Below are 22,579 nucleotides of genomic sequence, written 5' to 3' on the forward strand. Positions count from 1 at the left end.
GCGCCCGCCCCCGCTGCCACCACCACGCCGCGCACCGCGGAGCCGGTCTACGTGCCGCCCTACGTGCCCGCCGGGCAGGCCGCCCCCGCCTCAGCGCCGGCCCCTGCGCCGGTCGAGTCCGCGGCCCCGCGAGCGGATGTCGACGGCCTGCCGATTCTGGCCGCCGCGCCGGTCTCCGTGGCCGTGCCGCTGCCCGTCGCCACCGCGTCGGACTCCGCCCGCACCGACGAGCGGGCCGAGGACTGGATCGAGCACAACGGGCTGCGGCTGAGCAACGACATGCGCCTGGCCGTGCTGGAATCCACCGAGCTGGACCTCACCCGCACGGAGTTCGATTTGCTGGCCGCGCTGCTGGAGTCCAAGCGCCGGGTGCGCAGCAAGGCCGACCTGGCGCTGCTGCTGCGTGGGGAGAGCTACGTCACGTCGTATTACGTGAACGAGGCCGACAAGCGTGCCGTGGAGGCGCACCTGAGCAACCTGCGCCGCAAGCTCGGCGACAGCCTCACCGCGCCGCGCTGGCTGGAGACCGTGCGCGGAGTGGGCTACCGGCTCGCCGCGTCTGACGAGGCCGGACGCGACTAGCCCCGCGGTCGTCTCGCTGGGCTGCATCCGCTCGTCGAGTTGCTTCGAAGTGCCCCTTCGGGTGCGGCAAAGGGGGCTATTGCGGCGACTCGCGCCGCTGGGCTGGGCTGAGCGCTGCGGGCGCCCTGGTCGAGTTGCCACTTCGCGCCCTCTCGGGCGCTCCGAATGGGCGCCGACTGTCATCTCACCGGCGGTCGCGGGCGTGACTTGACGATTGAGGCCCCTTCTGGCGCCGTGAATGGGCCTGAACAGGCAACTCGCGCGGCTCAGACGAGGCTGCGGGGGTTATGGCCGGGGCGCAGCGGTGCCACTGTGCAGAGCAAGCGGAGGAGCGGGCATGATGACGAATCTAGGGCTGAACCGGGCGCTGTGGGCGGTCACCGGCGCGCTGGCGGTCGTGGCTGCGATCGCGGGCGTCCTCGTGCCCACTCTGTACGACCGACTGGTCACGGAGACGCTGCTGCCCGGCGCGCTGGCCCAGGACCTCATCTCGGTACTGGCCGGTGCGGCGCTGCTCGTGCTCGCCGCCGTCGCCCGACCCGGCCGGCAACGCCAGCAGCTCGTGGCGCTCGGGCTGCTGGGCTATCTCTTCTACGCCTACGGGATCTACGTCATCGAGCGGGCCTACAACGGGTTCTATTTGGTCTACCTGGCGATCTTCGCGCTCGCCTTCTGGAGCCTCGTCTATGGGGCCGTGAACATCCGGCGTGAGGTGCTGGCGGCGGCGCGCCTTCCGCGCGGGTTGCGGATGCTGTCGGCCGGTGGCGCCCTGCTCCAGCCGCTGATGTTCTACCCGCTCTGGATTGCCATGCTGGTCCCGCTGATGCGCGACCGCGACCAGATCGACTCCCTCTATTCGATCTTCATCCTCGACCTGGGCTTCATCATGCCCGCATTCCTGATCCTCGCGGTGCTCGTATTCCGCAATCGGGGCGCCGGGCTCGTGCTGTTGCCGGCGCTGTACGTCCTGGGCTTCACCCTGATTTTCTCGCTGGCGCTGGCCGAGCTGGTCAAGCCGGTGTTCGGCACCGCCCCAGACCTGCCGACGCTGGCCGCGGCGGTGACGCTGTCGGTGCTGTTCCTGGCGTTGGGAGCGTTGCACCTGGGCCGCCTGCACCTGCCGCCGACGCGCGCTGACCGCAGCCGGATCGAGGCGTCGGGCTAGAGGTCCAGCGCGAACATGACCGCGAGGTCGTGGCAGGCGCTCTCGCCGACCTCGTTCAGGCGGTCGATGTGCCGGGCGGAACCGGCGATGTCGCCCTCGCGGAGGGCGTCGTGCATGATCGCGGCGGTGGCCTCCACGGTGACGGCACCGACCATGGTGCTGCTCGAGCGGATGCTCAGCAACACCACGTGCGCCTCCTCGGCATCCGGGAACGCGAGGGCCTTCTGCAGGCGCTGCGAGCGGCTGCTCCAGAGGTGTACGAAGTCGTGCACGAACCGCCGCTGCAACTCATGGTTGCCGCCCATCTGGGACAACAGTGCCCGCAGGGCGGTCGCGTCAATATGGACGCTCAAACCTTGTATCCGTGGTGCCGCTTGGTCAGCGTGAAGAACATGGTGAGCGTCTGGACCACCGTGGTCACACCGAGGATCGGCCAGCCGACCCACAGGATGGCGGACTGCACCATGATGGGCAGCTGCAGCCAGATGAATACCAGCGACGCGGCGAGGCCCACGGCGACCATCAGCGGCACCAGGTAGGCGTTGCCGGAGCCGCGCTCGGCCTTGGCCTGTTCGGCCCAGTTGTCGACCTTCTTGTTGCTGGCGAACTTGGTCCAGGCGCGCATGAAGTGGCCGATGCGCACCCACATGTAGATCTCGGCGGGGAAGAAGCCGACGGCGAAGAAGATGTCCTTGCCGTTGCGATTCTTCATCGACATCGCGGTGCGCAGGTTCAACAGCAGCGCCACGGCCGGCGGGAGCAGCCAGATCGGGCTGAACACGAACGCGCTGATGGAGAGTGAGGCGGCGAGGAGGATGAAGAACAGCACCCGGGTGACCACGTTGATGATCATGGAGAAGTTCTCGACCCAGCGCAGCCGCAGGTTGGGGTGGAACGGCTGGCCTTTGGTATCGCCGCGCTGGCCTGGCCACATCAGCTCAATGGCGCCGAAGTTCCACTTCACCTGCTGGGCATCCAGGCCGCGGAGGGTGGTCATGCCACCGACGTTGGCCCGGGCCTGGGCGCTGATCTTGGTGAGGTAGCCGGCGCTCTTGATCTGCAGGGAGAGCAGGGAGTCCTCGACCTCGGAGTCCTTCACCCAGGGGGTGGCCTGGTGGCTGTCGACCATGACCTCGCCGAGGGCCTTCATGGAGAAGATCGAGAACTGGCCACCGAGCACGGCCATGTTGCGGCCACGGAGCATGTTCTGCATGTTGAAGGCGGCGAACTGGGCGCGCTGGCCGGAGATCAGGAAGCTGGGGATGATGCCGTGGATCACGGTGTCGTCGATGCTGTAGATCGCGGAGATGCCGCCGATGCGGGTGTCGGAGGCGATCTCGGCTTCGAGCTTCTCCACCGCGTTGGTGGACGCGGTGGTGTCGCCATCCACGCCGAGGAGGAAGTCGCAGCCCTCGATGAGGGAGTAGCCGTAGTTGAGCGCGCCGACCTTCTTGTCGGGGTTGAGGCCGATGTCGTGAACGAAGACCTCGGTGAACTGCATGACACCGTCGGTGACGACCTCGTGCGGGCCGGCGTACTCGCTGGCGATCTTGACAGTGTCGTCGGTGGTGTTGTTGATTACCACGTGGATCACATCGGGCAGGCGGGTCTGGGCCAGCAGGGAGTCGAGCACCCCGGCGATGGAGTCTGCCTCGTTGTACGCGGGCACGATGCAGCCGATGGTCGGACGGAAGACGGGCATGCCCTCGACCATCTCGTTGAATTCATTGGCGTATGCAGTCACCACTGGTTCAGCGGCGGCGTCTGGCTCCGCGTTGCGGTTTCTCTCGTTCACATTCCACACTCTTCCAGTCTTTTGCCGGGATGGACCCCTGTGCGGGTCAAGGTTTTCACAAGATAGGCTCAAGAAAGGCTCAGCAGCTGCTGGCTGCCATGGAGACACAAGGGGACTTGCATGCCGACATCGACCCGAACCCGCCTTGCGACACTCACCGTGGCCGCCGGCCTCATGGTGAGCCTGTCCGCCTGCGGGACAGCGCCGTGGGCCGGACTGAGCACGGATGCCGCCACTGCCGGCGGCACTCCCACGCCGAAGGCCACCATCGCCGCGATCACGAACGACCTGGCGACCGGCTCCGCGCAGCACACCATCACGGCCGGCGACGCCGGCCTCACCGTGGACTACTCCTCGGCGCTGAACATGGGCGAGTGGACCGCCGGCGCCAACAAGCCGATCAGCTTCACCGTCTCCGCGGCCCTGGGCACCGACGACGGCCAAGCCGTCTACCTGTCCAAGGTGAGCGTCATCCCCGGCGTGACGGGCCCCGACGGCGCCCTCGAGGCCCCGGCACCGCTCATCGACGAGTCGGGGCTGGCCAACGGCTACTTCATGAAAGCGCCGTACAGCTACGGCCAGACCTTCGTGCTGCCGGCGGTCGACTCGAACGCGACGAGCATCACCCTGTCGTTCACCTACGAGCTGCTCATCCAGACCACGCCGACGTCATCCACCTTCGCCAAGCAGACCGCCAGCGACCAGCTCACCATCGCGATCGCCCCGTAACCCGCGGTCGACGCGTACGTCGTCAGTGCGGGGTGGGCGTGCCGGTGGTCACGGCGATGTCGTTGCCGCCCTGCGCCTTGACCACGCCGATGGCGCGGGTGACCGCGGCGGTGAGATCGGTGAGGTCATAGCCGTGATCGAAGGTGTCCGCGATGCCGAAGCTCGCGGTGAGGCGGATGCGGTAGGACTCCCCCAACGGGCCGTCGACGAGAGCGTTCTGGACGCGTTCGGTGATCGAACGGGCCTCGGTGGCTGAGCCGACCGCGGCCAGCACGTAGAACCGGCCGGCGGCGGGGTGCCCGATCTGCGCCATCAGCGGCGCGCTGCCGCGCAGCGTGTCGGCGAAGCGGGCGATGGCGTCGTCCCCGGCAGCGCGGCCGAACGCCGTGTTGATCTCCGGCAGGTTGTCGATGTCGGCACCGATCATGACCAGGCCGAGCTGGGCCTTCGATGCGCGTTCGAGGTGGTCGGCGGCGACCTGCGGGAACGACGTCGCGGAGAGCACGCCGGCGGCCGAGAGGATGCCCACGGTGATGTCGCCGACGGCATTGCTGCCGACCCCCTCGGCGCGGAGGATCGACAACGCGATGCTGGCGGTCACGATGAGCGCCATATTGAGCACCGAGGTGCTCCCGGAATCGAAGTAGCTGCGGAAAGCGCTGCTGTCGGGGCCCTCGAAAATAAACGTGAGCGCCCGAGCGGTGTAGAAGCCGGCCACGATGATCAGCACGATTGCGAAGATGCGGCCATTCACGTTGCGCCGCAGCCGGCCGCGGAGCGACTCCGCGCCGCCCAGACCGGTCAGAAGTCCCACGATCAGCCAGAGCGGGCCGGCGCCGGCCCATTCGCCGCCGGCCGGTCCGGGCAGGAAGGAGACCACGGTGATGGCCAGCGACAGCACGCCCACGACGAGGAACCGGGAGCTCCGGCCGTTGTAGACCCGGGCACCCGCCCACAGCGAGCCGACGCAGACCACCAGGGCCGCGTTGCCGAACGCGATCGTCCACCAGGCGTCGGCGCTGACCAGGTACACCGCGTACCCGACGGTCACCATGACGCCGCCCACGAAGGCGAGACTCCACAACCGGCCGGGTGGATCGTTGCGGTTCAGCGCCGTGTTGAAAATGAACGAGACGCCGCACAGGACGACCAGGAGGCCGCTGATGACCTGCAAGGTGGGTGTGTCTAAATGCATGATGCCCCCTGTCGGGCATGCCGGGGCACGCTCAACCTCTGTTTACCGGGAGGGTGGCGATGGCCGTCGTCCCCTTGCCCTTGATGGATTCCAACCGGAGGTCGCCGCCGTGCTCGCGCATGATCTCCCGGCTGATGTTCAATCCCAGTCCGGTGCCGTGCACGCTGGACCCGCGCACCGAATCGGCCCGGTAGAACCGGTCGAAGAGGTTGCCCTGTTCGTCTTCGCTCATGCCCCGGCCGGTGTCGGTCACCCGCACCTCGACCCCGCACTCGCGCTCCTGCAGGCTCACGCTCACCTTGCCGGAGTCCACGTTGTACTTGATCGCGTTGGAGAGCACGTTGTCGATCACCTGGCGCAGCCGGAAACCGTCGGCGACGATGAGGGTCTCCGGCAGGTCGCCGAGCTCGAACCTGATGTTGCGCTGCGAGGCCAGCGGTTCCGCGGACTCCACCGCCTCGGTCAGGATCGCGGCCATGTCGCAGGACTCCAGGGCGAGGGTCAGGCCCTCGTTGGAGGCGCTCGCGGCGGTGAGCAGGCCGGACACGATCTCCAGCAGCCGGTCGGCGTTCTTCGACGCGATTTCGAGCATCCGCCGGGTGTCGGGGTCGACCCGGTCGTCGTCGAGGGCCAGTTCGAGGTACCCGAGGATGGAGGTGAGCGGGGTGCGCAGCTCGTGCGAGACGGAGGCGACGAGATCGTCCCTGGCCTTCACGGCCCGCACCTCGGCGGTGACGTCGCGGGTGACGAGCACGCCGCCGTCGTAGCTGTCGTTGTGGTCGCGGATCGGCCGAGAGGACACGAGCACCGCGGTCTGCTGTTGGCCGGGCGTCCCGACCCACACGGTGACCCGGTCAACGGTTTCGCCGCGCATGGCGCGCTGATAGGGCCGGTCCGGTCCGTCGAAGGGGGTGACGCCGTCTTCCCGGTAGATGATGTCGGCCAGCTCGATGCCGGTGCTGACCCCGTAGCGGCTGAGCAGCAGGCGCTGGGCCCGGTTCATGAAGTTGACCTTGGCGTCACGGTCGTAGCCGACCACGCCGAAGTCGACGGTGTTGAAGATCTCGTCGAGGGTCTGCTCCTGGCGGCGGGAGCGTTGCAGCGCGGTTTCGAACAGTCCAGCCTGCTGGGTGAGCAGCACCCGCTGCGCCGCGCCGCGTCGGGTGGAGGTGTAGGTGACCGACGCCACGAAGGCGAGCATGATCGTCACCACGGCCAGCAGGGGCGCCTGGCTGGTGACGTACCCGGTGGCGTTGTTCGGGTCGGTGAGGAACCGCATGGGCAGGCCGCCCCAGAGCAGGACGGCCGCGAAGATGACGCTGCCGGTGGCGCCGGCCTGGCCGAAGTGGGTGGACATCCAGATCACCGGGAAGACCAGCAGGAAGCTCACGCCGAGGTTGGGTTCGGCGATCCGGGCCGCGGCCAGGCCCACGATGTCCAGCAGCGGGAGCACCACGATGTAGACCTTGGGGAACCGGCGCCACGGCACCGCGGCGGCGAGTCCGGTGCTGCCGAAGATGAGCATCACACCGAGGAAGTACAGCGGGTCGGCGAGCATGGTGGGCCGGGTGACCACGGACACGGCCACCAGCAGCAGGGTGGCCGCCGCCAGGAGCAACTGGGAGAGGAACACGCTGCGCTCCACGCGCTCGCGTACGCCGACCCGCGGCATCCTCGACATGTGCTCCATAGTGCGACCCTAACGTTTAGAGCGACAGCTCAGAGGCGGCGCGCACGGGCAGCACCGCGGCGGCGCCGAATTCGTCGAGCCGGGCCAGGGTCTTCTCCAGGCTCTGCGGCACCCCGTAGTGGAAGCCCTGGGCGCTGCGGATGCCCAGCGCGGTGAGCCGACGGGCCATCTCCTCGTTCTCGACGCCCTCCACGATCATGGAGTACTCTAAGTTGTCGCCGAAGCCCTGCAGCGCGGTGAGCACATGTTGCTGGCGCACGTCCTCGAGGTCGTCGACGAGGCTCTTGTCGATCTTGAGGATGTCCATCGGCACCCGCACCAGGGCGTCGACGGAGGAATCCTGCGACCCGTAGTCGTCGAGGGCGATCATGATGCCGATGTCCCGCAGGTGGTCGGCCTCGGCACGTACCGCGGTGGACACCCGGGCGACGGAGCGTTCGTTCAGCTCGAGGCAGAGGGAGATCTCGGGGTATCGCGCCGCCAGTTCGGTCACGAAGGTGCCCATCCGCTGCGGCAGGAGCTGGCCGGCCTCCACGTTGACGGTCATGCAGACGATGCTCGGTTCGACCAGGCGGAAGTCGGCGGCGGCGGCCATGGCCTTCAGCGCCACCTGCCGGGTCAGCGCGTCGAGCCGGCCCAGGCTCTTGGCCTTCTCCACCAGCGACGGCGGTGACAGCGGACCCAGCTCGGGGTCGGTGTAGCGCAGCAGCGCCTCGAACGCCCAGATCTGGCCGGTGACGAGGCTGACGATGGGCTGGAACGCGAGCTCGAGGAGGTCTTCGTCGATGGCGCGGGCCACGATGTCGTTCATCTGCGACGACCGGTGCCCGGAGATGTTGATGCTGCTCTCGTGCGCGGGGCCGCCCCGGCGGCGGGACTTCTTGATCGCGAGCATGCTGCGGTCGGCGTCGCGCAGCAGCTGGTTGACATCCGTTTCGCGGTGCGCGGAGTAGGCCAGGCCGATGCTGAGGATCGGGTTGATCACGGTGCCGGCCACGGCGAGCGGTTCGCCGGAGGCCTCCAGCACGCGTTCGGCCAGCGCCTTCGCCTCGACGAGGGAGGACAGCCGGGTGAGGATCACCACGAACTCGTCGCCGCCGACCCTGGCGACAACGTCGTAGGGCCGCACCACGGCGCTGAGCCGGCGGCCCAGTTCACTGAGGATCTCGTCGCCGGCCTGGTGGCCGTAGCGGTCGTTCATCCGCTTGAAGTCATCGAGGTCGATGAACAGCACCGCAAGGGCCTCGGAGTAGTCGCGGTGGTCGTTGATGTTCGCCAGGGCCTCCTGGAAGGCGCCGTAGTTGGGCAGGCCGGTGAGCGGGTCGGTGTTGGCGCGGATGGTGAGCCCGCCGATGCTCTCCCTGGCGGTGAAGACCACGTCGGCGCTGTGCGCGAGGGCGGTCAGCGCGCGGCGGTCGTCGCTGGTGAAGGGGGTGTCCATCATGTCGCGGCCGGCCACGATGTAGCGGCCGCCGAGCGCGCCGATGGCCACGGGGGCGCTGATCTCGCCGCGTCCGGCCGGCTCCTGCCTGAGCTCGACCGACTCCACGCCGACGGCGGCGGTCACGGCGTGCACCAGCGCGGCGGCGAGGTCGGCGCCGGTGTCCGCGGGGCCGATGGAGCTGGGCGAGGTCGGCCCGCCGGTTTTGGTGTACGGAGTCGTGGTGTTGAGCATGGTGACCCCGTCGACGACACCGGCCAGGCGCCGGCGCATCGCCTGGGCCCGAAGGAGCAGCATCGCGCCGACACCGACGACGACCAGGGGCAGGAGAGTGGCGATGGACCGGAGGAGATCGGTGCGCTGGTCGAGGAACGGATGCGTCCACATCGCCAGCAAGGCGCACACCACGGCGAATCCGCCGCCGGTGGCGAGCACCCGCACGAGCGAGTAGGCGGATCGGGTGTCGGGGGTGCTGGGCCGGCCGATCCGGTGACGGAGAGCCTCCGCCACGACCACCATGGCGACGTAGCCGATCGCGCCGGCCGCGGCCACGAGGGGCTCGGCGGCGTCGACGGCAAGCAGCGCCGCCTGCACGGCCAGGAAAGCGACGCCGCCGACGCCGGTGAGGCCCGCGGCGTAGAGGGCGGTCTGGGGATGGCCGGCGCGCAGCCACACCGACACCAGTACGCCGAGGCAGACCAGGCCGACGGCGGCGGGGCCCGAGAACACCGACGTGACGGCCATCGCCACCACGATGGGCAGGCTGATCACCAGGCCGCGGTGCCGCAGTGCCCCCAGGCGGAAGCGCGGCACCTCCAGGACACCGGCGGCGGCGCACGCGGCCACCCCGACGACCAGGTGTGCACTATCGCCGGCGACGCCGATCGCGATCAGCGCGAGGAGGATGAAGGTGAGGGCGGTCGCCGCGAACAGGACCAACGCCAGCCGGCGCCCGGCCGCTGCCGTCCTGATCGTCTCCACAAGGTCTGACACTACTGGAGCGACCGCCCGGGGCCGCTATCCGACGGCGAGTTTGGCCGCGAGGAGTTCGGCAATCTGCACGGCGTTCAGGGCGGCACCCTTACGGAGGTTGTCATTGCTGACGAACAGGGCCAGTCCGCGGCCGTTCGGCACGCCGGGGTCCTGACGGATCCGGCCCACAAAGCTCGGGTCCTGGCCGGCGGCCTCCAGCGGGGTGGGGATGTCGGTCAGCTGCACGCCGGGGGCATCCGCCAGCAGCTCGGTGGCGCGGGCGACCGAGATCGGCCGGGCGAACTCCACGTTGATCGACAGCGAGTGGCCGGTGAACACGGGCACGCGCACGCAGGTGCCACTGACGAGCAGGTCGGGCAGCTCGAGGATCTTGCGGCTTTCGTTGCGCAGCTTCTTCTCTTCGTCGGTCTCGAACGAGCCGTCGTCGACGATGGCGCCGGCCAGCGGGATGACGTCGAACGCGATCGGCCGCTTGTAGATGGTGGGTTCGGGCATGCTCACCGAGGAGCCGTCGTGCACCAGCTGGAAGAGGTTGTCGTCGCTGGCCGCGGCGCGGATCTGGGTGGCCAGTTCCTCGGCGCCGGCCAGGCCGCTGCCGGAGACCGCCTGGTAAGTGCTCACGATGAGGCGCTCGAGGCCGGCCTCGTCGTGCAGCACCTTGAGTACCGGCATGGCGGCCATGGTGGTGCAGTTCGGGTTGGCGATGATGCCCTTGACGGCCTGGTCGATCGCCTGCGGATTGACCTCGCTGACCACCAAAGGTACGTCGGGGTCCATCCGCCAGCCCGACGAGTTGTCGACCACGGTGACGCCGGCGGCGGCGAAGCGCGGCGCCTGGGCCTTGGAGGTGGTGGCGCCGGCGGAGAAGATCGCCACGTCGAGCCCGGTCGGGTCGGCGGTGGCGGCGTCCTCGACCACGATGCGCTCACCCTTCCAGGGCAGCACGGTGCCCGCGGAGCGCGCGGAGGCGAAGTAGCGGATGCTGGCGACCGGGAAGTCGCGCTCCTCCAGCAGGCGACGCACGACGGCGCCGACCTGGCCGGTGGCGCCGACGACGCCGATGTTGATCCCCGCGGTGTCGCGGACGGCGGTGCTGGTTTCTTCGGTGCTGGTCACTGTGAGTTCCTTACTTGCGTCAAAATCGTGGCGCGCTGTTCCTGCAATTCTCCCTGCTCGGAGCCCGAACCGGGTGCGCGGGAGGGTAACTGTTGCCGAATCGGACAACAGGTGGTCGCCGGATGGGCGGCTGGCCGGCGCTGGTTAGCGGCCGGTGCCGCCGTGCACCACGGCTTCGTCGTCGGAGTCCAGGCCGAAGGCGGTGTGCACCACGCGCAGGGCCTGGTTGATGGTGTCGGCGCGGGTGACCACCGAGATGCGGATCTCGCTGGTGGAAATCATCTCGATGTTGATGCCGGCCTCGAACAGCGCCTCGAACAGCTTGGCGGAGACACCGGTGTTGGTGCGCATTCCGGCGCCGACCAGGGCGAGCTTGCCGATCTGGTCGTCGTACTGCAGGCCGGCGAAGCCCACGTTGTCCTGCTCGTTGGTGAGCGCGGTGAGGACCCGCTGGCCCTCCGACTTGGGCAGCGTGAACGAGATGTCGGTGAGTCCGGTGGCGGCGGCGGACACGTTCTGCACGATCATGTCGACGTTGGCGTTGGTCTTGGCGACGATCTTGAAGATCTGCGCGGCCTTGCCCGGGATGTCGGGAACGCCGACGACCGTGACCTTGGCCTCGCTGAGGTCCGCGGCGACCCCCGCGATGATGGGCTCTTCCACTGTCTCTCCATTCGATACGGCGTCGGCGTGCGGGCTGATGGCGCCCGCGTTGTAGACGATGGTGCCGGTGTTGCTGTTGAACGAGGATCGCACGTGCAGGGTCACTCCGTGCCGGCGGGCGTATTCCACCGCGCGGATATAGAGCACCTTGGCGCCGGCGGCGGCGAGTTCGAGCATCTCCTCGCTGGAGACCCGTTCGAGCTTGTGGGCCTTGGGCACGACGCGGGGGTCGGCGGTGAAGATGCCGTCGACATCCGTGTAGATCTCGCAGATGTCGGCGCCGAGCGCCGCGGCGAGGGCGACGGCGGTGGTGTCGGAGCCGCCGCGGCCGAGGGTGGTGATGTCCTTGGTGTCGCGGTTGAAGCCCTGGAAGCCGGCGACGATGGCGATGGCGCCCTCGTCGAGCGCATCGCGGAGCCGGCCAGGGGTGACGTCCACGATGCGAGCGGCGCCGTGCTGGGCATCCGTGATCATGCCGGCCTGGCTGCCGGTGAAGGAGCGGGCGTCGTAGCCCATGCTCTTGATCGCCATGGCGAGCAGGGCCATCGAGATGCGCTCCCCCGCGGTCAGCAGCATGTCGAGCTCGCGGGGCGCCGGGATGGGCGTGACCTGGTGGGCGAGGTCGAGCAACTCGTCGGTGGAGTCGCCCATGGCGGAGACGGCCACGACGATGTCGTTGCCGGCCTTCTTGGTGTCGACGATGCGCTTGGCGACGCGTTTGATGCTCTCGGCGTCGGCGACGGATGATCCGCCGAACTTCTGCACGATCAGGCTCACGTGGGCACTCCTGGTTTCGGGTACGCGGAGACATCCCGCGCTCCCATCCTAAATGCGTTCGTATTCTCGCTCGTTCATGTGACGCCGTGCGCTGCGGGAGCGGCGGCAACTGTTGCCGAATCGGACTTTTGCACCCGGCACACCGGGTGCAATTGTCCGCACCGGGAACAGTTGGGTCAGCGGACTCGGGGGCGGCGGAAGCCCAGGGTGAGGACGGTGGCGGCCAGGGCGGCGGCGGCGAGCATGATGGCGGCGGTGGGTGCGGGGGTCTGCACGCCGAAGTAGCCGGCGAGCGGGGCCAGGCAGGCCGCGAAGGCCATATTCGAGGCGCCGAGCACGGATGCGGCGGTGCCGGCGCGCATGCCGTGCGGGCCGAGCGCCACCGCGCTCAGTGCCGGATGGGTGAGTCCGAACGCCGTGGTGAAGCCGAGCAGCGGCACGAGGAACCCCCAGAGGCCGAGCTGCGGCAGCAACGCGACGCTGAGCAGCAGCAGTGCCGCGAAGGTGACCAGGCCGGTCAGGCCGATGAACAGGATCCGCCGTGCCGAGAACGCCCTGGCCAGGCGGGCACCGCACTGCGGGCCCAGGGTCTCATCGAGACCGTCGAGCACCCCCCGGTAGACCCAGGAATCGCCGGTGTCGCTGACGGCCACGCCGATGCGGCTGCCGTGCACCCAGGCCACCCCCGGTTCCTCCACGGATGCCCGGCGCTGGGTGTAGAACATCCACCACTGGCCGGTCTCCCGATTGCGGATCACCGTGGGGTCGGTGGCCCCGTCGAAGACCGGGTCGCGAAACAGCGGCGCGTCAGGCACCGGCGGCGGCACCGGCGCCGCGCAGAACGGTCACCGGGCTCTCCAGGCTGACCAGGCGTTCCGTGTCATCCCGCAGCGTGCCGGGGGTGACGACCCGTCCGGTCGCCGCCGAGGAGTAGACGGCGGTGGCGACCTCGAACGCCACCGAGGGGGTGCCAGCGGTGACCGGCAGAGGACGGCCGGCCCGCAGGCTGTCGTAGATGTCGCGCAGCAGCACGTCGTGGCCGCTGGGTTCCTCGAGGTCGGGCAGGGCCCAGCCGGCCGCTTCGTCCGGGTGCACGTGCCGGGCCGGGGTGATCGACCAGTTGTCGTGGCCGTGACCGTAGAGGTGGTCGAGCGTGATGGTGGCCTTCTCGGTGTCGATGCGGATGGAGCTGACCTCGCGCGGCGACAGCACGCTGATGATCACGGAGGCGACGGCGCCGCTGGCGAAGGTCACCACCGCCGTGGAGACGTCTTCGGTGCCCACGTCGCGGGCGAGGCGCCAGAGCTGGCCCTGCACGCTGGCCCAGTCGCCGAGCAGCCAGGCGAGCAGGTCGATCTGGTGGATGCCCAGGCCGATGGTGGGACCGCCGCCGTTGTCCGAGTTGCCCCGCCAAGGCACTTCGAAGTAGGCCGGGTCGCGGTACCAGAGGGTCTGGCAGGTGGCCACCAGAGGGCGGCCGAGGGCGCCGCTGGCGAGCAGGCCCTGCACGTGGGCGGCCGCGGTGCCCGAACGCTGCTGGAAGAGCACGGCGAGCTCGCGGTGGTTGCGGGCGGCAGCATCCGTCATCGCGTCGAGCTCCTGGAGCGACAGGGCCGGCGGCTTCTCCACGACGACGTGGGCGCCGGCATCGAGGGCCTGAATGGTCTGGTCGGCGTGGAAGCCGGGCGGGGTGCACACGTGCACCACATCGACCGGGCCGGCGGCGAGCAGCTCCTCGATACTCTCGTAGGTGGCCGGGATGCCCCACTGCCCGGCGAACCGGGTGGTGCTCTCGGCGCTGATGTCCACGGCGGCGGCGATTTCGGCGCCCGGATAGTCCACGATCGCCTGCGCGTGCAGGCCCGCGATGGCGCCGGTGCCGACGATCGCCACGGTGAGGGGAGGTTGGGGGGAGCTCATGGGACAACTTTCCACTGCATTGGGGAGGATGAACACGTGCGGGAGCGCGGGCCGGCGGCGCCGGTCACCCGGTCGGGGCGCCCGACGCGGCCTGCCGGCGGAGCGCGCCGAGACCGGCCTCGGCGAGGCGGCCGGCGTCGATGGAATCGCTGCTGCCGTCGGCGATCACCACGGCGTAGCGCAGCCGCAGCACCTCCCCCGGCGCCACAGGCACCTCGGTGCTGAAGAACGGCGCCGGGCAGAGGCAGGCGTAGTCGTCGGTGCGGGCGAACCACTGCGGCGGCGAGTTGACGTTGGCGGGGTCGTCGACCATCACGATCGTCGACCAGTTGCCGCTCTCGTCGTGCCGGCCGGAGAAACCCAGCCACGGCTCGCGGGTGCCGCGCAGTTCTTCGCCGCCGCTGCCCGCCGGCGAGTGGATGACGCCGCCGGTGAAGGACCGTGGGCCGCGCCAGAACAGGCCGCCGTAGCCGGGGTTGTCCCGGCCGCGGGTGGTCGGCGAGCCGAGGCTGAGCGTGGCGTCGCTCACGTTGCGCATGGCCGTGCTGAACACGAGCAGCCAGGCACGGTCGTCCACGATCTCGAAGCCGAGCTCACGCTCCTCGGTGAAGATCGTGGCGCCAGCCTCGGTGATCCAGTCGAGGTCTTCGCGCACCGTGGCGGGTGCTCCCCCGGCGCCGCCCTGGAACCCGCGGTGCTGCTGGGTGCCGTTGTTGGCGAACTGCACGTAGCCGGCATCCGGGGTGAAGGTGGCCCGCCCCAGAAGTTCTCGTCGCCCACCACCGGCAACGACCAGGCGATGCCCTTGTGCCAGACGTGGTCGTGCGGGCGGAACAGCGACACGAGTTCCCCGCCGAGGGTACGCAGCGGGCTCAGGTACGGGCGCGGGGACTCGAGTTGGGCCTCCTGGGGCTCGTGCACGTACTCGGCGAGGACCCGGCCGTCATGGTCGACGACCAGACGCCCCGGCTCGTCGGTGTGCAGCTGGATGGCGCGGTTCACGGGGGCGTCCGGTATGTCCGGCGTGGTCGTCGTTGCTGTCGTCATGGTGGTGTCGCACCCTCGGGAGCTAGAGATCGAGGTCGGCGATCACGACGGGCTGGCCCGTGCGGAGCGACTGGTTTCCGGCGATGCCCACGGAGACCGCGCGCACCCCGTCAGGGTAGCCGGCGACCCGGCCGAGCGGCTCGTCCACCTGGACCCGGTTGAACAGGTGCTCGAGCAGGTAGGCGTCACCGCCGCCGTGGCCGCCGATGCCCGCGGGGATCGGCACCTCCCGGGCAGCCTCCCAGTGCCGTTGCACGAGGAGCCGCTCTCCATTGGGGCGCACCGGGTCGATCGTGGCTCCTTCGGGGTTGGCGCTCGGGTCGATGACGATGGTGCCGTCCTCGCCCATGAGCACAGCGCCGCGCTCGGTGACCTCGAGTTCGGCTCGGCCCGCGGTGCCGTTCACGGTCACCCGGTAGCCCTCCCACGGGCTGTGGGCGTTCAGCGAGTAGCTCATCGAGGCACCGTTGTCGTAGTCGACGAGGAGGGTGAGGTTGTCTTCGATGGTGATGCCCTCGTCGAACACGTCGCGGTCGCGCAGGTATCCGTCGTGGTGTTCGTTGTCGAGGTAGAGCTCTTTCATGCGCGGGTTCTTGGCCAGGTCGAGGGCAAACGGGTCACCGACGACGCCGGTTCCGCGCGTGGGCCGGCGGCCCAGTCCCCGCGCCTTCGCGTTCTCGGCGCCGTAGAAGCGCAGGCCGCCGCTCGCGAAGACCCGCACCGGCGCCGCCGCGATCCACCAGTTGACGAGGTCGAAGTGGTGGGAGGCCTTGTGGATGAGCAGGCCGCCGGAGTTGGCCTTGTCGCGGTGCCACCGGCGGAAGTAGTCGGCGCCGTGCGAGGTGTCCAGCGCCCACTCGAAGTGCACCGAGGTGACCTCGCCGATGGCGCCGCTGCCGATGAGTTCCCGCAGCGCGATGTTGCGCGGGCTGTACCGGTAGTTGAAGGTCGTGATGACCTGCTTGCCGCTCTCGGCGATCGCGGCCTTGATTCGGGCCAGGCCGGCGGCGTTGATGGTGATCGGTTTCTCCACCACCACGTCCGCCCCGGCGAGCAGGGCCCGGGAGACGAAGTCGGCGTGGGTGTAGTCGGGGGTGGTGACGATGACCCGGTCCAGCTTCTCGGTGCGGATCATCTCCTCGAACCGCTCCGGCGGGTAGCGCACCGGGATGCGGGCGCCGGCGGCGGTCAGGCCGCGTTCGTAGACGTCGACCCGGCCGAGATTGATGTCGCTCCAGGCCGCCAGCTCGGCGACATCCGAGTGTTCACCGGTGAGCGCGTTGATGTACATCCCCGCCCGGCTGCCGGTACCGATCAATCCGTAACGTTCGATGTGCGTCATTGCCCAATCCTCGCTGTGTGGTCCTGCGGTCACCGGCGCCCATGCTCCCGACCCGCTCGACGCGGAGTGGGAAAGCGCTATCTCAGCTTACGGCGCGCGGGTGGCAAGAGTGCGACTAAACTTTGGGCCAACCGTTCCTCGAGATCGGGCCTGCGGTCGGAAGACCGGGCGCGCGAGTGTTGCCGGGTGGCTCCCAAAGTCCCAGGCTCGGGCAAACGCTTTCCACCCCAAAGACGCGACTGCGAAAGGCTCCTCCCCATGCACTACGGCGGCGATTACAACCCGGAACAATGGCCGGAAGACATCTGGCCCGAGGACGTGGCCCGCATGCGGGAAGCCGGCGTCACCATGGTGAGCCTGGGTATCTTCGCGTGGTCGAAGCTGCAGCCGGCCGAGGGCGAGTTCGATTTCGGCTGGCTGGACCGCATCATCGACCTGCTGCACGAGGGCGGGATCGCCGTGGACCTGGCCACGGCCACGGCGTCGCCGCCGCCGTGGGCGACCTCGACGTATCCGGAGATGCTGCCGCAGGACGAGAACGGGTCGGTCTACTGGCCGGGCAGCCGGCAGCAGTTCGCGCCGAGCTCCCCCGGGTACCGGCGCCTGGCCGGGGAGCTGGTCAGCCGACTCGTCGAGCGCTACCACGAGCATCCGGCCGTGGTGATGTGGCACGTGAACAACGAGTACGGCTGCCACCTCAATGCCGACTACTCGGATGCCGCCCGGGATGCGTTCCGGGTCTGGCTGGCGGACAAGTACGGCACCGTTGACGCCCTCAACGAGGCGTGGGGCACGGCGTTCTGGTCGCAGCTCTACGGGTCCTTCGCGGAGATCTTCCCGCCGCGGAAGGCGCCGTACAGCCACAACCCGGCGCAGCTGCTCGACTTCCACCGGTTCACCTCGGACGCGCTGTTCGAGTGCTACCTGATGGAGAAACGCATCATCCGCGCCGCCGGGGCCACCCAGCCGATCACCACCAACTTCATGGGCGCGTTCAAACCGGCCGACTACTGGCGGTGGGCGGCCGAGATGGACGTCATCACCGACGACTGTTACCCGGACCCGAACGACCCGCAAAGCTTCCGCGCCGGCGCCTTCCAACGCGACCTGATGCGCTCGCTCAAGCCCGGCGTGCCGTGGCTTCTCATGGAACAGTCCAGCAACGCGCTGAGCTGGCGGCCGACCAACGCGCCCAAGTCGCCGGGGCAGATGCGCGCGCTCAGCATGCAGGCCATCGCTCGAGGGGCCGACGGCATCCTGTTCTTCCAGTGGCGCCAGTCCCGGTCCGGGTCGGAGAAGTTCCACTCGGCGATGCTGCCGCACGCCGGCACCCGCACCCGCACCTGGCGCGAGATCGTGGCGCTCGGCGACGAGCTCGCCGGCCTGCCGGCACTGCCGGCCAGTTCCCAGGAGGCCCGCGTGGCCATCGTGCTCGACTGGGAAAACTGGTGGGCCCTGGAGAATCCCGATCACCCCGTGGTGCTCGATTACCTCTCCCTCGTGCAGAACTGGCACTTCGCCCTGCACCAGCAGAACGTGCAGGTGGACTTCGTGCGGGCATCCGCTGATCTCAGTGGCTACCAGCTGGTGATCGCGCCGCAGCTGTACCTGTTGCGCGCCGACGGGGCCGCCGGCCTGACCGCGTTCGTGGAAGGCGGCGGGCACCTGCTGGTCACCGCGTTCAGCGACCTGGTCGACGAGGACGAGCGGTTCCGACCGGAGGGGTACCTCACCCAGCTGGGCCCGCTGCTCGGCATCTGGCTCGAAGACTTCGGGGCGCTCGTGGCCCCCGGCGCGGCCGGCGCCGGCCAGTCCACGGCGCCGCTCGGCTCGCCGCTGGGCTCGGTCACGGGCACCTTCCTCGCCGAGGAGATCCACCCGATCGAGGCCGTCGTGCTCGGCGAGTTCACCGCCGGCCGCCTCGACGGCCGGCCGGCGTTCACCCGCAACGACGTCGGGGCCGGGCGGGCCTACTACCTCGCCACAATTCCGGATGCCGCGGGCGCGGTCACCATCACGGCGCACCTGCTCGCCGAGGCGGGCATCGAACCGGTGCTGCCGGGGCTGCCGATCACGGTGGAGGCGGCCCGCCGCGGTGACGTCGTCACGGTGATCAACCACGGCGACACCCCCGTGGACCTCGTGCTGCCCGGCACCGACCTGCAGCGGGACGCCCCCGCCGGCGCCGTGACGCTCGCCCCGTTCGACGTCCGCCTGCTACGCCTCCCCTAACCCGCCCCTGCGCGGCCGCGCCGGCCGGGCCGGCCGCAACTGTGCCCGCTGCGGTCAAATGGTCCCGGCACACCGGGACCACTTGTCCGCACGGGAAACAGTTAGCTGGTGCGGGCCGGGCTGACCGCGGCTCAGACCCCTGGCACGGGCGGCCCGGTCCGCCAGCGGAGCACCGCGGCCACCGGCGCGCCTTGCGGCAAGGTGATGCGGTCGGCCTGGTCCGGTGCCGAGTACGAATCGGTGAACACGACGCGCGCGTCGGTCAGCAGCGCCGCCCGGATCATGGCCAGTTGAGCCGGCACGGATGCGATGACCGGCGCTCCGAGGGTGTCTTCCGGTGCTGCCGCGATCCACGGCTCCCCGTCCACGGCCAGAAGCGTGCGCTCGCTCAGTCGCTCCGAATCAAGGATCAGGGTATCCACTTGCGCGGCGGCGAGGGCCTGCACGATTCCGCCGAGATTGAAGTCGCCCAGGTTGTCACCGCGCCCGTCGTGCAGGTTCAACCGGTCGAGCACCGCCTGCTTGTCGGCGGCGAGCACCCGCGCGATCTCCGCATCCAGCCGATCGACGAGAGCGTCGTCCTTCGCACCGGCGGCCCGGGTGTTGGTGGGTTCGACGGTGACGATGTCCCGGCTGCCGGGCGAGAGTTCGTCCACGAGCAGTTGGCGGGCGCGGATGTCCCCGGCCACCACGATGAACCGCGGAGAGTGCACCCGCACAATCTCGTCGATGGTGCCGGCGAGCTGCGATTGGGTCTGCTTCCAGATTTCCTCGGCGTGGTTTTGGAAGTGGTCGTTGCGCCAGTCACCACCCCGCTTCACCTTGTGCAACGTATCCGTTCGACCCTGGACCTGTTCCTCGCTCTCGGCGGCGAGGGACGCCGCGCGGAACAGCCGCGCCTCACCGCCATCCCGTGAGGTCTCGACCACGAGGTAGGTGAAATCAAGTGCGTGGGTGCGCAGCAACGGGCTGACATCCGGGAGCGGGCCGTAGGTCACGCTTTCTCGGCCCACGACTCTCCCCCGCAGCACCTCTTCACACCGGATCGACCCGTCCTTGACCAACACGTACAGGCAGACCGGGCTCGGCGCGGTGTTGCTGGTCGCCAGCACGTCGCTGATGGCATCCAGGTCGTCCTGCGGAGCGCCGAGTTTTCGGAGCGTATCCAGGACCGACGTGCGCCGTTCCTCCTTCACGCCGGGTGGGTCACTCGTGTCCACCGACATATCGAGGTAGACCGCACAGAACTTCCCGCCCTCGCGGTAGATGCCGGCCAAGTCCACCCCGGCCCGCGTCGTTGCATTCGCCATCAGGAATCGCCTCCACTCATGCTTGCTTGGGTCTTTCCATCGTAAAAGGGAAATCGCCACAGCAGGAGGGGGCCGTCGACCCCGGTCCGCGGGAGCGGCTCAACGGGCCGGATTTGTGGGATCGCCGTGCGACGGCGGGTTGATCTTCGGAGCCGTCGTGGTGTCCGGACTGACGGCGCTCCCGCCGGCGGGCGCGGACACCTCGGGGAAATCGGTGGGCAGCGCGCCGCTCGGTTCCGCTCCGTTGTTCAGCGCGTCCAGACGGCTCTCGAGTACCAGGACCACGGGCAGCCGATTCCCGTGCGCCCGCTCGTAGTCGATGAGCTGCTGCACCTGGGCGGAATCGAGGGAGGAGATGCGCGCCGGCAGGTGACCGATGGGAACGTGGTCATACTCGGGCAGTGGCAGCTCGTTGTGCGGAAGCGAGTCATTCATGATCTCTCCAAGCCTGTGCGTGGTCGGGGCTGCTTCAGGCGCCCACTCCGTCGGGCGACGCATCTCACCGATGACGTGGCGCATTTCCATTCTGAACCGCATCCGCCACCACCACGAGGGGTCCGCGGCAGCCCGCACCGCAACTGGTCCCGCTGCGGACTATTGCGCCCGGCACACCGGCAACATTTGTCCGCACGGGCGACAGTTGCGACCGGCCGTGGGTCTGGGTGCGGGCCGGGCGGGCGGCTAGCTGGTGACGGTGCGGCGACCCTCGAAGGCGCGGCCGAGGGTGACCTCGTCGGCGTACTCCAGGTCGCCGCCGACGGGCAGGCCCGAAGCCAGGCGGCTGACCTTGATGTCCAGGGTGGTGAGCAACCGGGAGAGATACGTGGCGGTGGCCTCGCCCTCGAGGTTGGGGTCGGTGGCGATGATCACCTCCTGCACGGTGTTGTCGGCCAGGCGCGTCATCAGCTGGCGGATGCGCAGGTCGTCGGGGCCGATGCCGTCGATGGGGCTGATCGCCCCGCCGAGCACGTGGTACAGGCCCTTGAACTCGCGGGTGCGCTCGATGGCGACGACGTCCTTGGCCTCCTCGACCACGCAGATGGAGGTGGGGTTGCGGCGGGGGTCGCGGCAGATCATGCAGGTCTCCTGCTCGGAGACGTTGCCGCAGATCTCGCAGAACTTCACCTTGTCGCGCACCTCGAGCAGCACGTTGGCCAGGTGGGTCACGTCGAAGTTTTTGGTCTGCAGGATGTGGAACGCGATACGCTGCGCGGACTTCGGCCCGATGCCGGGCAGCCGGCCGAGCTCGTCGATCAGTTCTTGAACGATGCCTTCGTACATTCGGTTAGTCGTTCCTCTGTCGCGAGATCGGGTCGTGCGGCTGCTCTTCAATGAAGGTGGCGCCGAGGATCTCGCGCACCACCGCCTCACCGTAGCGCTGCTTTTCCGCGAACGCGGGCGAGCGGCGGCCGTTGGCGGCCGGGGCTGGGGTGCCGCGCTGGGCGGATGCAGTCGGTGCGGATGCCGGCGCCTGGCCGGGAGCCTGCTGCGCGGTGGGCGCGAGGGTGGCCGCGCGGCTGCCTGGGGCGGGCTCCGGGGGCGCGGAATACTCCGGCGGATCCGGCGGAAGGTCGTCGTAGGGGGGCGGTTCCTCGTCGAAGGGCGGCTCGAAGTCGGGTTCCGGCGCGTACTCGTGCACGGGTGCGGGCTGCCGTGCGGGTGCGGGCTGCGGCACGGGTGCGGGCTGCCGCACGGGTGCGGGCTGCGGTGCGGCGGCAGCCGGCGCCGTGGTCGGTGCAGTGGTCGGTGCGACCGAGGGCGGAGCGCTGGTGGGTGCGACCACGGCGGGCTCGCCGGCAGCGGTTTCGGCGGCGGCCAGCGCGGCGGCGGATCCGGGGATCACCACGGTGGCCCAGCCGGTGGCGGTCGTCGGCGGTGCGAGCGTGGCGGTGGCCGTCGCGGCACCGGAGGACGAGCCGTCGGTGGCGGAGCCGGTGGACGTGGCGCCCTCGAGGGGACCGCCGAAGGCGGACGTCGCGGACGAGGCCGGCGGGATACTGATCGCGGGGGCGGCCGGTGACGCCGGGTTGGCGGGGGCCGAGCTGGACTGCACCGAGCCGGACGCGGCAGAGCTGGTCGCGGCAGAGCTGGTCGCGGCAGAGCTGGTCGCGGTCGAACCCGACCGACCCGAGCCGGACGGAGCCGAACTCGACTGGGCGGAGCTCGACGGGGCAGAGCCCGGCCGGGACCCGCCGGCGGGTGCTGCGCCGGCCGAGGGCGCGCTAGGGCCGGCAGGTGCGGCGGCGGCGGCGAAGGTCTCGGAGTCGGCGCGGGCGATGAACTTCACCCGCAAGCCGAGCACCTTCACGATGGCGCCGCGGAGGAACTCGCTGACACCCTGGCCGGGGGCCTGCTGGGCCTTGAAACCCTGCATGTCCTGCTCGCTGGGGAAGGACAACACGAGGACGTCCTCGCCGCGCAGGTCGAGCACCCGGGCGGTGTACACCACGAGCCAGGCGCTGAGCTTGACCTCCTTGACGGCATCGAGAATCTGCGGCCAGGCATCCTTGATCTGGGCGAGGGTGACCGGTCCGACGGGCACGACGCGGGCCGCGGGCGGCGCGGGTTCGACCGCGCTTTCG

General features: G+C 69.6%; 18 protein-coding genes and 2 pseudogenes. 4 read left to right on the forward strand and 16 right to left on the reverse strand.

Annotated elements, in window-relative coordinates; all coding sequences use genetic code 11:
* Both JWP54_RS07000 and JWP54_RS07005 read left to right on the forward strand, forming a co-directional pair.
* The coding region (locus JWP54_RS07000) for a winged helix-turn-helix domain-containing protein (RefSeq protein ID WP_297369432.1) at positions 1-582 on the forward strand (582 nt) is incomplete at its 5' end.
* A 337-nt stretch (positions 583-919) separates the two neighbouring features.
* Positions 920-1,747, forward strand: coding sequence for a hypothetical protein (locus tag JWP54_RS07005; RefSeq protein WP_297369435.1), 828 nt, complete (start codon positions 920-922; stop codon positions 1,745-1,747).
* Here JWP54_RS07005 and JWP54_RS07010 read toward each other — a convergent pair.
* Together JWP54_RS07010 and JWP54_RS07015 are read right to left on the reverse strand one after the other, a co-directional pair.
* Positions 1,744-2,100 carry a hypothetical protein gene (locus tag JWP54_RS07010; RefSeq protein WP_297369439.1) on the reverse strand — a complete coding sequence of 119 codons (357 nt, stop codon included), beginning with the start codon at positions 2,098-2,100 and terminating at the stop codon, positions 1,744-1,746. The two genes, JWP54_RS07005 and JWP54_RS07010, sit on opposite strands and share 4 nt — an antisense overlap.
* Entirely contained in the window at positions 2,097-3,542 is a 1,446-nt protein-coding gene (locus JWP54_RS07015; RefSeq protein ID WP_297369443.1) for a glycosyltransferase family 2 protein, read from the reverse strand. Before JWP54_RS07015 ends, JWP54_RS07010 begins: the two co-directional genes overlap by 4 nt.
* Positions 3,543-3,662: 120 nt before the next feature.
* Between JWP54_RS07015 and JWP54_RS07020 the strand changes: the two genes are divergently transcribed.
* Entirely contained in the window at positions 3,663-4,271 is a 609-nt protein-coding gene (locus JWP54_RS07020) for a hypothetical protein (RefSeq protein WP_297369446.1), read from the forward strand.
* A 22-nt stretch (positions 4,272-4,293) separates the two neighbouring features.
* On the opposite strand, the gene JWP54_RS07025 is transcribed toward JWP54_RS07020, so the two are convergent.
* The 10 genes and pseudogenes from JWP54_RS07025 to JWP54_RS07065 form a co-directional block, all read right to left on the reverse strand.
* Positions 4,294-5,466, reverse strand: a complete 1,173-nt coding sequence (locus JWP54_RS07025) for a diguanylate cyclase (RefSeq protein WP_297369449.1) — start codon at positions 5,464-5,466, stop codon at positions 4,294-4,296.
* 31 nt (positions 5,467-5,497) lie between these two features.
* Positions 5,498-7,156, reverse strand: a complete 1,659-nt coding sequence (locus JWP54_RS07030) for an ATP-binding protein (protein WP_297369452.1) — start codon at positions 7,154-7,156, stop codon at positions 5,498-5,500.
* 16 nt (positions 7,157-7,172) lie between these two features.
* Complete coding sequence (locus JWP54_RS07035; protein WP_297369456.1) at positions 7,173-9,578, reverse strand: EAL domain-containing protein; 2,406 nt, start codon at positions 9,576-9,578, stop codon at positions 7,173-7,175.
* A gap of 36 nt (positions 9,579-9,614) precedes the next feature.
* The gene (locus tag JWP54_RS07040; protein WP_297369459.1) at positions 9,615-10,706 is read right to left on the reverse strand and encodes an aspartate-semialdehyde dehydrogenase; all 1,092 of its coding nucleotides are present in this window, start codon (positions 10,704-10,706) and stop codon (positions 9,615-9,617) included.
* 144 nt (positions 10,707-10,850) lie between these two features.
* The gene (locus tag JWP54_RS07045) at positions 10,851-12,146 is read right to left on the reverse strand and encodes an aspartate kinase (RefSeq protein WP_297369464.1); all 1,296 of its coding nucleotides are present in this window, start codon (positions 12,144-12,146) and stop codon (positions 10,851-10,853) included.
* 176 nt (positions 12,147-12,322) lie between these two features.
* Positions 12,323-12,961: a hypothetical protein gene (locus tag JWP54_RS07050; RefSeq protein ID WP_297369468.1), complete on the reverse strand. Its 639-nt coding sequence runs from the start codon at positions 12,959-12,961 to the stop codon at positions 12,323-12,325.
* Positions 12,954-14,066, reverse strand: a complete 1,113-nt coding sequence (locus JWP54_RS07055; RefSeq protein WP_297369472.1) for a Gfo/Idh/MocA family oxidoreductase — start codon at positions 14,064-14,066, stop codon at positions 12,954-12,956. Before JWP54_RS07055 ends, JWP54_RS07050 begins: the two co-directional genes overlap by 8 nt.
* A 64-nt stretch (positions 14,067-14,130) precedes the next feature.
* Positions 14,131-14,793 (reverse strand): DUF6807 family protein, encoded by a 663-nt coding sequence (locus tag JWP54_RS07060; protein WP_297369475.1) that lies wholly within the window; start codon positions 14,791-14,793, stop codon positions 14,131-14,133.
* Between the two features lie 74 nt (positions 14,794-14,867).
* A pseudogene (locus JWP54_RS17695) lies at positions 14,868-15,113 on the reverse strand (DUF6807 family protein); the annotation flags it as partial.
* 22 nt (positions 15,114-15,135) lie between these two features.
* Positions 15,136-16,455: a Gfo/Idh/MocA family oxidoreductase gene (locus tag JWP54_RS07065; RefSeq protein WP_297369478.1), complete on the reverse strand. Its 1,320-nt coding sequence runs from the start codon at positions 16,453-16,455 to the stop codon at positions 15,136-15,138.
* Positions 16,456-16,713: 258 nt separating this feature from the next.
* On the opposite strand from JWP54_RS07065, the gene JWP54_RS07070 reads away from it, so the two are divergent.
* Positions 16,714-18,687, forward strand: a complete 1,974-nt coding sequence (locus JWP54_RS07070) for a beta-galactosidase (RefSeq protein ID WP_297369481.1) — start codon at positions 16,714-16,716, stop codon at positions 18,685-18,687.
* A 131-nt stretch (positions 18,688-18,818) separates the two neighbouring features.
* On the opposite strand, the gene JWP54_RS07075 is transcribed toward JWP54_RS07070, so the two are convergent.
* From JWP54_RS07075 to JWP54_RS07090, 4 genes and pseudogenes are all read right to left on the reverse strand, one after another.
* Positions 18,819-19,997 (reverse strand): Vms1/Ankzf1 family peptidyl-tRNA hydrolase, encoded by a 1,179-nt coding sequence (locus JWP54_RS07075; RefSeq protein ID WP_297369483.1) that lies wholly within the window; start codon positions 19,995-19,997, stop codon positions 18,819-18,821.
* Between the two features lie 99 nt (positions 19,998-20,096).
* A complete protein-coding gene (locus JWP54_RS07080) occupies positions 20,097-20,432 on the reverse strand; it encodes a hypothetical protein (RefSeq protein WP_297369485.1) in 336 nt (111 codons plus the stop codon).
* Between the two features lie 246 nt (positions 20,433-20,678).
* Positions 20,679-21,278, reverse strand: a complete 600-nt coding sequence (gene recR / locus JWP54_RS07085) for a recombination mediator RecR (RefSeq protein ID WP_297369488.1) — start codon at positions 21,276-21,278, stop codon at positions 20,679-20,681.
* 4 nt (positions 21,279-21,282) lie between these two features.
* Positions 21,283-22,579: pseudogene (locus JWP54_RS07090) on the reverse strand (hypothetical protein); the annotation flags it as partial.

It is taken from the genome of Cryobacterium sp. (assembly GCF_025463825.1).
Classification (GTDB): Bacteria; Actinomycetota; Actinomycetes; order Actinomycetales; family Microbacteriaceae; genus Cryobacterium.